This is a genomic window from Anaerovibrio sp. (genome assembly GCF_045637405.1).
Lineage (GTDB): Bacteria > Bacillota > Negativicutes > Selenomonadales > Selenomonadaceae > Anaerovibrio.
Window position 1 is genome coordinate 15,560 of the sequence record NZ_JAZTZI010000153.1, and the last position, 13,165, is coordinate 28,724.

The following is a 13,165-nucleotide window of genomic DNA, read 5'->3' on the forward strand; positions in this document are numbered from 1 at the left end:
GTTTTAGCTTTTCAATTATGAATTAAAACTGCTCGGCACTGGTGGTTGGAATAGCATATATTGAGCAATCCTTTTCGGTCTGGAGATACATCTCAGTGCCTTCTGGTAGATTTATATTCTTGCCCTTTACAAAAGCACCGCCAATGATACCGATAGGTCCAAGAATAATCATGCCAGCCAGGCTGGCACCGGCTGCCATGCCCATCTGTTCCATGTTTTCCTTGGCTTCCTCGCCCAAGGTCATATCAATCTTGGTACCGTCTACGGCCTCCATGTCCTTGAAGTCAATGTTGATCTTGGCATCACGTCCAAAGTTCTGAGCCTGGGATACCTCGGTAACCTCTCCCTCACCCAAGGCACCGGCAGTTATGATAAGCATATCATTTTCAATAACATCCTCTGCTGCCTTGAATTTAATAACATCACCCTTTTTCAATTCCTTGGCATTAATTGGGGTTACCAGAGAAATCTTTACTAGGGTGTTGGCTGGCACATTCACCTGGCTCAGTGGAATGGTGGTGCTGCCAAAGGCAAAGGTTGCCAAAGCCTCAATGCGTTTCTTGATGGAGGCATCGGAATTCTTGCCATTGATCTGCAGCTCCATATCGCTGATGCGCTTCTGGATAGGGTCTGCACTAACCTTGTGGGAAATGGTCCACTCCAGAGCATTGAGCTGGGTAATAAGGGATGGGCTGGAAGAATTGTCAAAGGTGGTGTCGTACAGGTTATTGATGCGGTTCATCATACCACCGCTGGTGTTGCTGCACTCATAATCCTTTTCCAGCTTTTTAATTCGTTCCACGATGGCACCGGTCTGCTCCTGACCGTAGGTTACTGTTTCCACAGCTCCCAGCTTGCCGTTGGCGGTGTTTGGAACCTCTGCTGCTGCCGTGCCCAGAGATGAAACCAGGAACACTCCGCTTAAAAAGATACTAAATAATTTCTTAAGCATTTCAAAATCCTCCTACATTCAGTGGTAAAAATGTATATAATGATTGCTTTCAATAACAGCAGGATAATTCTGTGTTTCACGCCGTCCCGGCACTAAAACTTTTTATTTCTCTTATATAGTGGCAAAAATCATAACTCGCTTCGCCCTTACAGGACTAGCTTCGCATCGCTCAAACAAATGATTTTTACCACTATAATCAAGGAATAGCAATAAAAAGTTTCTTAACGTACCGGTACTAAATGTTCAACACAAAATCACCCTGCCTTTCTTATACAATCTTACTATTTAAATCTGATTAAAAAATGAATAAAATTGGATTAGAGCTTTTCTATAGGGGCAATTGCTTGAAGCGTTGGGCGATGGACGTTAAGAAGCTATTTTTTGCATTCTTACACAGCGAGAAAACATCCACTGTTTGAGCGCAGCGAGTTTGGATTTTTCTTGCTGACTAATTAAAAGCAAAACAACAGATTTAGTCCTGAGTCCCTTGCTGAAAGCAATGCCCCTATTGAAATAATTATTTTAAGAACTCTGCAACCTTTTTAAGGGCTACTCCAGCAGCTTCGATGGTTTTATCTATGTCTTCATCAGTGTGGGCACCGGACATGAACAGGGTTTCAAACTGGGATGGGGCCAGATAAATGCCCTGCTCCAGCATGGCCTTGAACCAAACCTTGAAGGCCTCCTGATTTGAAGCAGCTGAGGTCTCATAGTCCACTACTTCCTTGTCATTGAAGAAGAAGCCAAACATGGAGCCCGCCTGCTGAACCTGAAGGGTTACGCCGGCTTCCTTTGCCTTCTTGGCAATTCCCAGCACCAGCTTCTTGGTCATGATAGTGAGAACACGGCTGTAGTCCGGTTCTCCCGGCTCCGGTTCCTCAGTGATGATCTTCAGTGTTTCCAAGCCAGCTGTCATGGCCAATGGATTCCCGGAAAGGGTTCCCGCCTGATATACAGGACCAGCCGGAGCTATGTGATTCATAATATCACGGCGACCGCCGTAGGCAGCTACCGGCAGACCACCGCCGATAATCTTACCCAAACAGGTCAAATCAGGCTTAACGGCATAGGCCTTCTGGGCGCCGCCCAGGGATGCTCTGAAACCACACATTACCTCATCGAAAATCAGCAATGAACCGGTTTCCTTGGTGAGCTTTCTCAGAAGATCAAGATATCCTGGCTTTGGCAGTACCAAGCCCATATTACCAGCCACCGGCTCTACGATAACTGCTGCAATCTCACTGCCGCTCTTTTCCATAACCTCAGTAAAGGCCTCAAAGTCGTTGTATGGAATGGTAATGGTATCATTGGCAGTACCCGGAGTAACACCAGGGCTATCTGGTACGCCAAAGGTAGCCAGACCAGAACCGGCCTTCACCAAAAGGCTGTCACTATGGCCGTGATAGCAGCCGATAAATTTCAAAATCTTGTTGCGACCAGTGAAGCCACGGGCCAGACGCAAGGCACTCATGGTGGCCTCAGTACCGGAGTTAACCATGCGAATAACCTCAATGGAAGGATATACCTCCATTACCAGCTTGGCCAGCTCGCTTTCAATAAGGGTAGGAGCTCCATAGCTGGTGCCACGGGTAGCCGCCTCCTGCAAGGCCTTTACCACCTGTGGATGAGCATGACCCACCACCATTGGGCCCCAGGAGCCCACATAATCTATATATTCATTGCCGTCAATATCGTAAATATGTGAACCCTCAGCTCTCTCGATAAAGGGAGGATTGCAATCCACATTTCTGTAGGAGCGCACAGGGCTGTTTACACCGCCGGGCATTAAGGTCTTGGCCTCCTCAAAAGCAGCGGCAGATTTCTCTAAATTAAGCATATTATAATCCTTTCCTGTTAAATATAATTGCTTTCAGTACAGTAAGGATAATGCTGCGTTTCACGACGTCCCGGCACTAAAACTTTTGATTGCTCTTATATAGCGGCAAAAATCATAACTCGCTCCGCTCAAACATAATGATTTTTCCCACTATAATCAAGGTATAGCACTAAAAAGTTTCTTAACGTACCGTGACTAATTGTTCAACACATCATCACCCTTACTTGTCTCATGTTTTACCTTTCCATAAGCCACTTAGCGGCATCAATTGCATGATAGGTAATAATAATATCGGCACCGGCCCGTTTCATGCTGGTAAGGGTTTCCAGCACAATGCGTTTTTCGTCAATCCAGCCATTGGCAGCAGCTGCTTTTACCATGGCATATTCACCACTGACATTGTAGCAGGCCACTGGTAAATTAATGCGGTCACGAACCTTGGAAATAATATCCATATAGGCAAGAGCAGGCTTCACCATAATAATATCAGCACCCTCAGCCAGATCCAGCTCCACTTCCTTCATGGCCTCACGGCTGTTGGCAGGGTCCATCTGATAGGCACGGCGGTCACCAAACTGTGGTGCTGAATCTGCCGCATCACGGAATGGGCCATAATAGCCGGAAGCGTATTTTACCGCATAGGACATGATAGATACGTTAATGAAGCCATTTTCATCCAGTGCTTCACGAATGGCTGCCACGCGACCGTCCATCATATCTGATGGAGCGATAATATCTGCGCCGGCCTGGGCCTGGCTTACAGCTACCTTCTGCAGCAGCTTCAATGTAGCATCATTATCCACATAATGACCGCAAAGCTGACCACAATGGCCATGGCTGGTGTACTGGCAAAGGCAAACATCACCGATAATTACCAGCTCTGGCACAGCTTCCTTTATTGCCTTAATAGCCCGCTGAACCGGGGAATTCATATCCCAGGCGCTGGAGCCAATTTCGTCCTTATATTCCGGAAGGCCAAATACCTCCACGGAAGGGATACCCAGCTCATAAATCTCCTTGGCCAGCTTCACAGCTAAATCCACAGAATACCGGTAACAGCCCGGCATACTGGAAATTTCTTCCTTTTTGTTTTCACCCGGAATAACAAACATCGGATAAACAAAATCCTTGGCAGAGAGATTGGTCTCCCTGACCATGGCACGAACATTTTCACTGATGCGCATACGACGAGGGCGCAGCTTCTGCTCAATCATCAAAATGCCTCCTTCAGGGCCTCCACAAGGCCGTCAATGGTATATTCCTTGGCCTCCACACTTACATTAAGGCCATTTTTCTTCATGGTTTCGGCGGTAATTGGACCGATGGCTCCCAGCTTAACCTTGTTAAGGAGAGCTGTATCTCCCTCAAGTAGCTTGAGGAAGTTGGTTACAGTGGAAGAGCTGGTAAAGGTTACGGCATCAATGTTGCCTGCTGCCAATTCCTTCTTGATTTCCTCAGCATCTCCATCTCCCATAATTGTTTCATAGGCTGGAACCACATCCACCTCTGCCTCGGCTTTTCTAAGGGTATCGGGAAGGATTTCCCTTGCCTCCGCTGCTCTAGGTATAAGCACCTTGGTCCCCGCCTTAATCTCACCCTTCAGAGCATCAATAATCCCCTCTGCCTGATAGCGGTCTGGAATTACATCAGCCACAAGGCCATGGCACTTCAATGCATCTGCTGTGGCAGAACCAATAGCGCAGAGCTTGACACTGGCCATTGCTCTGGCATCCTTGCCAGCCTTATGAAGACGCTGCCAAAAATGATCCACCCCGTTTGCAGAGGTGAAGATAAGCCAGTTATATTTATCAAGGCTCTCAATAGCCTTGTCTAAAGCCTGATAATCATCTGATGGGGCCTTAATGGAAATAGCAGGTGCCTCCATGCACTCTGCCCCCAGCTCCTCCAGCTGGAAGGTGAGCTTGGAAGCCTGGGCCCTGGAACGGGTCACCAGAATTTTCTTTCCAAAAAGTGGCTTCATGGCCACATTATCAAACCATGCCAAATCCTTCCGCAGATTTACCACATCACCCACAAGGAAAATACATGGTGGCTTAATGGCCTCCCGCTTGGCCATGTCCGCCGCATCATCCAGGGTGCTGGTCCATACCTGCTGCTTCAGCTTGGTACCCCAACGGATAATAGCAATAGGTGTAGATGCTGGTCTGCCGTTTTCAATGAGCTTTGAAGTAATCTTAGGCAGGTTGGCCACACCCATGAGGAATACGAGAGTGTCAGTGGCCTTGGCCAGCTGTGGCCAGTTAATGTCAGAGGTTTCCTTGGTAGGGTCCTCGTGGCCGGTGATTACTGAAAAGGATGCTGCTACGCCACGGTGGGTTACAGGAATGCCCGCATAGGCTGGTACTGAAATGGCGGAAGTAACCCCCGGTACCACTTCAAATGGCAGATTGTTTTCCCTCAGAAGCAGGGCTTCTTCACCACCACGGCCAAATACAAATGGGTCGCCGCCCTTAAGGCGTACTACGGTTTTGCCCTCCTTGGCCAAATCCACCAGAAGCTGACATATTTTGTCCTGGGTCATGGTGTGCTGGCTGGAGGCCTTGCCCACATAGATGTATTCTGCATCCTTTGGGGCATACTGAAGGATTCGTGGGTCTGCCAGGCGGTCATATACAACGGTATCGGCTATTTTAAGGCAATCCACTGCCTTTATGGTTAAGAGGCGATAGTCTCCGGGACCGGCGCCTACGAGAAATACTTTTCCTGCCATATTGTTCTCCTTATGTCATACTATATTCTGATATGGGCATTGCTTTCAGCAAGGGACTCAGAGCTAAAACTATTGTTTTGCTTTCAATTAGTCAGCAAGAAAAATCCAAACTCGCTTCGCTCAAACAATGGATGTTTTCTCGCTGTGTAAGTATGCAAAAAATAGTTTCTTAACGCTCATCGCCCAAGGCTTCAAGCAATTGCCCAAATCACAACTCATAAACTACACTATTAATATGAAAAGCGGGGGAATTTTTTCGCCTGCAAGAACGGAGTCCACCTGCCGGAGGCTCATCATGGGCACTATATCTTTGAACGGCAAGATGTATGTGCGACTATGTCGCCTTCGAAGACGACTAAACACTCATTACATGATGATTTGGACGGAGGGATGAAGCCGAAAAAGTTTCACCGCTTCTTTTATCTTTATTACAGTTCTATACCTAACTCTGCAAGAACTGTTCGTCCGCCGGCTTCCAGAAGGCGGTCTGCCAGCTGCTGGCCTATAGCTTCTGCATCAGCTGGCTGGCCCATGATGTGGTCTCTGTAGACCTTGCTGCCGTCAAGAGAGGCTATAACCCCCTCCACATTGAGGACGCCATCATTCATGGTGCCGTATACGCCCACAGGGACCTGACAGCCACCCTGAACACGGTTTAAGAAGGAACGCTCGGCCTTGGTGCAAGTCAGTGTGTCATCATCGTTAAGGAAGGCCACCAGTTCATTGACTTCTTTGTCATCAGCTCTTGACTCCACAGCCAAAGCCCCCTGGCCCACTGCCGGGAGACAAACCTTCTTGTCCAGCACATCTGTAATTCGGTTGCCAAAGCCCAGACGCTTCAAGCCAGCCGCAGCCAGGATTATACCATCGAAGTTTTCCTCCTCCAGCTTTTTCAGACGGGTATTTACATTTCCCCGTAAATCACAAATGGTAAGGTCCGGCCTTGCACTTAGGAGCTGGGCCTTTCTTCTGAGGCTGGAGGTACCGATTTTGGCCCCCTTAGGCAACTCGCTGAACAGCTTATATTTAGGACTTACCAGTACATCTCCCGGGTCCTCACGCTGGGTAACTGCAGTTATTTTCAGTCCCTCAGGCACCTCCACTGGCATATCCTTCAGGCTGTGTACTGCTATATCAATATCACCATTAAGCATGGCCGTTTCCAGTTCTTTGGTAAAAAGTCCTTTGCCACCGATTTTCGCCAACGGGGCATCAAGGATTTTATCCCCCTTGGTGGTCATAAGTACCCTTTCCACCACAAGGCCCGGATACTGCTTTCTCAGTCTGTCTGCAATGTAATCCGCCTGCCACAGGGCCAACTGACTACTGCGGGTACCAATTACAATTTTTTCTTTTTTGTTGTCACTCATCTATGGATTCCTCCTGCAGCTTAAACAGCTTGCGGATGGCAAATTTCAGCACTCTTTCCCGCGAGGTGCCCGCTGTATTATTAACCATGCGCATAGGATCCCGAAGCATCTTACGCACTATCATATGGGTCATTTTATCAACGACCTTGTATTCTTCCTCTGTAAGATCCGGCAGCTTCCGCATGGCTCTCTTCAATTCCCGCTCCCGAATGAATTCAGCCTTGTCCGTGAGCTGAGCCATAACAGGCTGCATGGAAAGGTAGTTAAACCGCTCCAAAAGAGCGTCCACCTCTTCCTGAATTATACGCTGGGCCCTGACGGCCTCACGCTGACGCTCGTGGATATTGTCGTCTACCACGGCCTCCAAATCATCAATGTTATAGAGCTTCACCCCGGCAAGACAGCCTACATCCGGTTCCACATCCCTCGGTACAGCAATATCTATAAGCATCAGTGGCTTCCCTTGGCGGGCTGCCATCACATGGATCATTTCCCGCTTGTAAATAACGTAATGAGGAGCACCGGTGGAGGTGATGATAATATCCACCTTGTCCAGCAGCTGAAATACATCATTTAGGTCCACAGCCTTACCGCCGTACTTGTTGGCCAGCTGCTCTGCCCTTTCAATATGACGATTGGCCACATAAAGGTTCTTCAGACCGTGGCTCATCAGATGGGTAGCAGTAAGTTCCGCCATTTTTCCCGCACCAAAGAGCAGGACACTACTATTGGAAAAATCTCCAAAGGTGCCCTTGGCCAGCTCCACCGCTGCGTAGCTGACAGATACCGCATTAAAGGCGATTTTGGTTTCCGTACGCACTCTTTTACCGGCAGAAATGGCCCTGTTGAACATAAGATTCAAAATAGTACCAGTGGCCCCTGCAGTCTGGGCAATAGCATAAGCATGCTTCACCTGGCTGAGAATCTGTCCCTCACCGATTACCAGGGAATCAAGGCTGGCGGTAACCCGCAGCAAATGCTCTATGCAATCCTCATCCTCGTATTTATAGGTATATTGCTGGAAGAACTCCTGGGAGCATTCCGTTTTGTTTAAATCTCCCCAAAAGCTGGCCAAGGCATTGCTGCATCCCCGGCTCACCACTGCATATATCTCACTGCGATTGCAGGTGGAAAGGACCACGGCCTCGTGGAGATGCTCATATTTATATAGTTTTTTTAGCCCCTCCCGGATAATATCCGGGGACAGGCTGAATTTTTCCCGCACTTCTACGGGAGCTGTTCTGTGGTTAAGACCCAGCGCGATTAATTGCATTCCTGATTTCATCTTTTGCCCTATCCAAATCCTGATTGTAAATTAATTCTATTATTTCCGGTGTCAGCACCTGACGCCATATTTTCTGCCGTTGACTGGCGGTAGCAGCTTTTTCCTCTTTTTTTTCGTGGATAAGCTCCTGACGGATACTCTCAATAAAATCCGCCATTTCCCCAAAGCCATGATGATACCGCTTTTCCAGATCCTGTCTGAGCAAACGGGTATAGGCAGGACTGGCCCCCTCACTGGACACAGTAAATTGAAGCCGTCCTTGATTTACCACACCGGGTACCGTAAAATCGCAAAGCTCCGGCGCACTGGCCACATTCACCAAAATTCCCATGGCCTTGGCATCCATTGCCGCCTGACGGTTCACATGGCCGTTATCCGTGGCACAGAAGACACAAAAAAAACCTTCCAGCAAATCCTTACTGTAAGTCTCCTGTTTCCATGTAATTTTATTCTCCCGGGCCCAGCCTTGAATTTCACTGTCCGCCTCAGGGGATATAACCGTTATCCGGGCGTTATTTTCCAACAGCCTGCCAATCTTTCTGCAGGCCACCTTACCGCCGCCCACCACGGCACATTTTCTGTTATCAAGCTTCAAATTGATTGGATACATTTTATCCTCTTCAAAAAGAAATTAAATGAACCATATTCATCTTTATAATTATACACCACTTACAGGCAAATTAAAAGAGCCACAGCAGGCGGTGCCATGGCTCATAGGTTGACTTAGTCGAGTTTCATGATATTATGCTTCAAAACATAAATAAGGGCCTGAGTACGATCATTAACATTCAGCTTGCGGAAAATGTTGGTAAGGTGATTCTTAACTGTCTTCTCACTGACAAACAGGGCCTGGGCAATATCCTGATTGCTGAAGCCCTTGGCAATGCAGGAAAGAACATCCAGTTCTCTGGCTGTAAGGCGTTCACCGCGACCGGTGCGCCACAGCTCCTTGGCCTTTTCGTTAATATCATCCTCCACGCAAAGGCTGCCGAAAATTCGCTCCTCCAGCTCCGGATAAATGTAGGCGCCACCCTCATAGACGATGTGAATGGCCTTAATGAGCATATCCGGCTCCACATCCTTCAGGAGATAACCAGAAGCACCATTCTTCAGCATTTCCAATACATAATTGTCATTATCATGAATTGTCAGGGCAATAATTTTAGTATTACACTTGGCTGCTTGAAGCTGGCTGGCTACATCCAAGCCATTCAGTCCAGGCATATTAAGGTCAAGCAACAAAATATCTGGCTGTAACACCAAAGTCCTAGCCAAAGTCTCCTGGCCATCCTCTGTCTCTCCCACAACCTCAATATCATCTTCAAAATTTAATACTCTTTTTAGACCCTGTCTCAAAAGAGCATGATCATCAGCAATTAACACTCGTATCGCCATCGTAATTCCTCACTTCATTCACTACAACAGTGTAGCCACTCATCACTTCAACATTATATCATATTTGAATTACCTGTTGAAGGTTTTTCATATAGCCTTTTTTTACTATCTTTTTGCATAAGACCTTTGTTCTAGTGGCCTCACAAAATCGTAGCCTTTATGAAAATGGTGAGCTCCTCCTCCGTCACTTTGGATGAGGTTGCCTTGAAAAAGTTCCCCAAAACGGGGATATCTCCCAAAAACGGAATCTTTTGAAGCTGCTTTACCTCTTCTCTGCTGATGAGGCCGCCAATAACCAGAGTTTCCCCGTCCTTGAGCCTCACCCTGGTCTGGGCTGAGCGCTTTTGAAAGCTGTAGGCATTCATTTCCTTTACATAGCTGGGGGCACTGACCTCAATATTCAGTTGGGAGTCAATATAGCCCTCCTCGTTCACAAAGGGACGACATTGTAAAAGAATCCCCGCCGGCCTGTATTTTATGGAGGTAGTGGTGGTGGTATTGGTTATGGAAACCTCGGGAACGGGAACCTCCCCGCCGATATTAATAATCGCCTCCCGCCCCTGCATGGTGACGATATTTGGTCTTGACAGCACCTTGGCCTTGCCCTTGGAAATCAGTAAATCCAAGGTAGCATCATAGGTAAAATCATGGGGAATTTTAGTCCACTCCCAGGTCACCCCCAGCTTCTCCAGATCCTCCCGCTTCATAGCCACCACCTTGGCTTCCAAAGCCACCTGAGGTGCTGGAATATCCACCTTCTTCAAAAGCTGATATATTTCTCTGGCTTCCTCCGTAGTACCATACACCAGCAGAGATCGGGTGTTAATGTCCACCTCCACCCGGGGATTTTTACCGATATTGCTGGCGTTGCTGCCATTGCTGTTACTATTTCCAGCGACATTTACCCGTTGATTATTTTTCCCTGCTTCCTTATTCACGTCATCATTGCTGATGGTAGATCCCGCGGTTTTCCCGGACTTGGTATCCTTATTTTTAGCAGTCCTTTTCGGTTCCGTTATATTTTTGTTTTGAAAATACAGCTCCGCTTCCCTTTTAAGCTCCTCCAAATCCCCATAGGCAACCGGTATCACATGAACCTGCCCCAGCTGGGACACAATATTTTTTCCCCTGCCGATTATTAAAGTGCCTTCCTTTTCACTGATGCTCAAACCGCTGGCCAGCACTATTTTGTCAATGGCCTCCCGTGGAGAGATATCCTGAAAATTTACGCTGACATGGCTGTCCGCCCCGCTGTCTATAATCACATTAATATTCCCCTCCCGGGCCGCAAAGCGGATAAGCTCTGCCGCGCTACCATCAGCCACCCGCATGGACAAGGCTTCACACTTGGCATCAATGCTCCAAATTACGTTCATCAAGGCCATAACCAGCCCCATAATTATTATCTTTCTACCCACATTATTCTCCCCTGTACATTGACCTTAACACTGTTCTCTCCCACTGCCTCCACGAATATATTATCCACCACATCTCCCGCGTACAGCATATATTGACTTCCACCATATTCCAGCAACACAGCCGGACCACTGCTTCCCTCCACAATACCCTTTATCCTGGGAGCTGTCCCCTTGGTGGCTTTTTTATCCTTGGCAGCTTGGGTATCCTTCGTACTTTCCTTGGAAGGATTTTCCCCTCTGGAATATCTTGTGCCAGTTTTCGTTATATCACCTTTCTTAAATTTATCTCTTCTCCCATGCTTCACCTGATCTTCCTCAAAGGGATTATATAGACCTTTAAACTCCTGAACCTCCTTCATCCCCTTTATTTCCTTAAAGCCACCTTTGGCAGACTCCTTTTCCCCGCTTAAAGTCCCCTCTGAAAAAGCAGTAATGGCCTGAGAGGAATCTCCCAGGCCATCAATTACCGTAAATGCCAGAAAAATAAGGGCGCAGATGGTTGCAAATACAGCCACCCGCGCCAGCATATTTTCCTTCAGCAATGTCATTAACTGCAATAAATGCCGGCCAGCCTTTTCAGCAAGGGATTGAATCATTCCCTGCATGTTGCCTCTCCTTTTCGACATATTATGCTGACAGAAAAACCATGCAAAAGGATACACGCTTGCGAATTTCTGCCATATAATACTGAAATATTAAATTTTAGTTATTGCCACGTCCAGCAAGGTTACTTTTTCAGTGCCTGCAGACTTGGTCCCATAATGCGCTTGTAAGCCTCAACACCAGGCTGGTTAAAGGCATCCACATCTGCCAACTCACCCTCATAAGCAATGGTCAGAGCCAACATATAAAGGAGCTCACCTAAATGATAGGCATCCAGCTTCGGCAGTGAGAACAGCGCATTGAAGCGGTTATTGGAAGCCAAGGCGTCCGCATTGGACTGACGGGCCACCTCCAAGGCCTGACTCATCTTTACCCCGGAAATATCTGCCAGCTTCTTCACCTCAGGGAAGGAATTTGGAATCACAAAATCCGTATCCCAATTTTCTACTCTGATAAACTGAACCACCTTGTTCAGCTTGCCTTCCTGATGCTGCTGGGTCTGAGCATGCATATCAGTAGTACCCACAGCCACAATAGGAGTACGGCCATAGTACACGTCCTTGCCGTTTCTGTCCACCTGCTTACCAAGGGATTCAGCCAACAGCTGAATGTACCATTCGGAAACAGATTTCAGATAATCACCATACGGCATCATAACCTCCATATCACGGCCATATTTCTCGGAAGCGATATATTTCAGCACTGCATTAAGGAGAGCCGGATTCTGCCATACGTCTTCGTTCTGGCAGGCAATATCCATATCCTTGGCACCATTGAGGAAAGCCTCAATATCAAAGCCGCACACAGCTGCCAGCACAAGGCCCACATCACAAAAAATAGAGAAGCGCCCACCTACACCGTCTGGAACACTGTACTGTGGCCAGTTGTTGTCCATGGCCAGCTTTTTCAGGATAGTAGGCTTTTCCTCGTTAGGATCGGTAACCGCAATTACCTCCACCTCGATATCAGGATTCTTCTTCAGCTCCTCATAGATAACCATGAAATTGGACATGGTGTCCAAAGTGCCACCGGATTTGGAAATAACCATTAAATCCACCACCAGCTTGCGCTTCAGATGGGACTTGGCAATACGGGCTGAACGCTCCAGCTCCTTGATTAAATCCCCGGTGCGACGCGGATCAATATTGTTCCCGCTGAAGTAAATCTTTGGCATGCCACCACGTTCCTCAGTGGTCATGGAATTCCAAAATTCACCGCACTGAACATCAAAAATAACCTTGTCCCCGAGATAGGACCCGCCAATACCCAAGGATACCACAGCATCCACGCGATTCTTTACGGAATCAGTCAGCTCCTTAAGGTGCTTGATGGATGCAGGAGAATTGAGATGCCCCTCCTCCACATAAGGCAGCTGGGAGAAATAAACCTTCTCCGGAGTGCCATCCTTGGACAGATGCCCACGGATTATGCCCTCTTCACGCATTACCTTAATGGCCTTGTTGGCTTCATCAATCTTTCCGGCCAGTTCCTTAACATCTTCCTTGGTAACCTTGCCATCGCCCACAAGATTGCCGTAATCAAAGGTAAAACCGGATTTTAATTTTAATTCCATA

11 protein-coding genes are annotated in these 13,165 nt (G+C 47.6%); all 11 read right to left on the reverse strand.

All coding sequences use genetic code 11. The annotated features are described in order from the left end of the window. Positions 1 to 22: 22 nt before the first annotated feature. The 11 genes from ACKI5G_RS10405 to ACKI5G_RS10455 all read right to left on the reverse strand — a co-directional run bounded on the left by ACKI5G_RS10405 (position 23) and on the right by ACKI5G_RS10455 (position 13,164). Positions 23 to 952 (reverse strand): hypothetical protein, encoded by a 930-nt coding sequence (locus ACKI5G_RS10405; RefSeq protein WP_407400134.1) that lies wholly within the window; start codon positions 950 to 952, stop codon positions 23 to 25. A 517-nt stretch (positions 953 to 1,469) separates the two neighbouring features. Beyond that, positions 1,470 to 2,789 carry a glutamate-1-semialdehyde 2,1-aminomutase gene (gene hemL / locus ACKI5G_RS10410; protein WP_407400136.1) on the reverse strand — a complete coding sequence of 440 codons (1,320 nt, stop codon included), beginning with the start codon at positions 2,787 to 2,789 and terminating at the stop codon, positions 1,470 to 1,472. A gap of 236 nt (positions 2,790 to 3,025) precedes the next feature. Continuing rightward, positions 3,026 to 4,003: a porphobilinogen synthase gene (gene hemB, locus ACKI5G_RS10415; protein WP_407400138.1), complete on the reverse strand. Its 978-nt coding sequence runs from the start codon at positions 4,001 to 4,003 to the stop codon at positions 3,026 to 3,028. Continuing rightward, the gene (gene cobA / locus ACKI5G_RS10420; RefSeq protein WP_407400140.1) at positions 4,003 to 5,520 is read right to left on the reverse strand and encodes a uroporphyrinogen-III C-methyltransferase; all 1,518 of its coding nucleotides are present in this window, start codon (positions 5,518 to 5,520) and stop codon (positions 4,003 to 4,005) included. Before cobA ends, hemB begins: the two co-directional genes overlap by 1 nt. A gap of 428 nt (positions 5,521 to 5,948) precedes the next feature. Next, complete coding sequence (hemC, locus tag ACKI5G_RS10425) at positions 5,949 to 6,890, reverse strand: hydroxymethylbilane synthase (RefSeq protein ID WP_407400142.1); 942 nt, start codon at positions 6,888 to 6,890, stop codon at positions 5,949 to 5,951. Then, entirely contained in the window at positions 6,883 to 8,163 is a 1,281-nt protein-coding gene (gene hemA, locus ACKI5G_RS10430) for a glutamyl-tRNA reductase (protein ID WP_407400144.1), read from the reverse strand. Before hemA ends, hemC begins: the two co-directional genes overlap by 8 nt. Beyond that, positions 8,138 to 8,785 (reverse strand): bifunctional precorrin-2 dehydrogenase/sirohydrochlorin ferrochelatase, encoded by a 648-nt coding sequence (locus tag ACKI5G_RS10435; RefSeq protein ID WP_407400146.1) that lies wholly within the window; start codon positions 8,783 to 8,785, stop codon positions 8,138 to 8,140. The genes hemA and ACKI5G_RS10435 overlap by 26 nt, the downstream gene beginning before the upstream one ends. 113 nt (positions 8,786 to 8,898) lie before the next feature. Further along, complete coding sequence (locus ACKI5G_RS10440) at positions 8,899 to 9,570, reverse strand: response regulator transcription factor (RefSeq protein ID WP_027396814.1); 672 nt, start codon at positions 9,568 to 9,570, stop codon at positions 8,899 to 8,901. A 140-nt stretch (positions 9,571 to 9,710) separates the two neighbouring features. Continuing rightward, positions 9,711 to 10,988, reverse strand: coding sequence for a type II secretion system protein GspD (locus ACKI5G_RS10445; protein WP_407400148.1), 1,278 nt, complete (start codon positions 10,986 to 10,988; stop codon positions 9,711 to 9,713). Beyond that, positions 10,973 to 11,593, reverse strand: a complete 621-nt coding sequence (locus tag ACKI5G_RS10450; protein WP_407400150.1) for a hypothetical protein — start codon at positions 11,591 to 11,593, stop codon at positions 10,973 to 10,975. The genes ACKI5G_RS10445 and ACKI5G_RS10450 overlap by 16 nt, the downstream gene beginning before the upstream one ends. A gap of 122 nt (positions 11,594 to 11,715) precedes the next feature. Continuing rightward, positions 11,716 to 13,164, reverse strand: coding sequence for a glucose-6-phosphate isomerase (locus tag ACKI5G_RS10455; RefSeq protein ID WP_407400152.1), 1,449 nt, complete (start codon positions 13,162 to 13,164; stop codon positions 11,716 to 11,718). Position 13,165 lies beyond the last annotated feature (1 nt).

Coding starts and splice junctions, on each gene's coding strand:
- ACKI5G_RS10405 (WP_407400134.1), bottom strand. CDS start 952: ATGCTTAAGAAATTATTTAGTATCTTTTTAAGCGGAGTGTTCCTGGTT.
- hemL (WP_407400136.1), bottom strand. CDS start 2,789: ATGCTTAATTTAGAGAAATCTGCCGCTGCTTTTGAGGAGGCCAAGACC.
- hemB (WP_407400138.1), bottom strand. CDS start 4,003: ATGATTGAGCAGAAGCTGCGCCCTCGTCGTATGCGCATCAGTGAAAAT.
- cobA (WP_407400140.1), bottom strand. CDS start 5,520: ATGGCAGGAAAAGTATTTCTCGTAGGCGCCGGTCCCGGAGACTATCGC.
- hemC (WP_407400142.1), bottom strand. CDS start 6,890: ATGAGTGACAACAAAAAAGAAAAAATTGTAATTGGTACCCGCAGTAGT.
- hemA (WP_407400144.1), bottom strand. CDS start 8,163: ATGCAATTAATCGCGCTGGGTCTTAACCACAGAACAGCTCCCGTAGAA.
- ACKI5G_RS10435 (WP_407400146.1), bottom strand. CDS start 8,785: ATGTATCCAATCAATTTGAAGCTTGATAACAGAAAATGTGCCGTGGTG.
- ACKI5G_RS10440 (WP_027396814.1), bottom strand. CDS start 9,570: ATGGCGATACGAGTGTTAATTGCTGATGATCATGCTCTTTTGAGACAG.
- ACKI5G_RS10450 (WP_407400150.1), bottom strand. CDS start 11,593: ATGCAGGGAATGATTCAATCCCTTGCTGAAAAGGCTGGCCGGCATTTA.
- ACKI5G_RS10455 (WP_407400152.1), bottom strand. CDS start 13,164: ATGGAATTAAAATTAAAATCCGGTTTTACCTTTGATTACGGCAATCTT.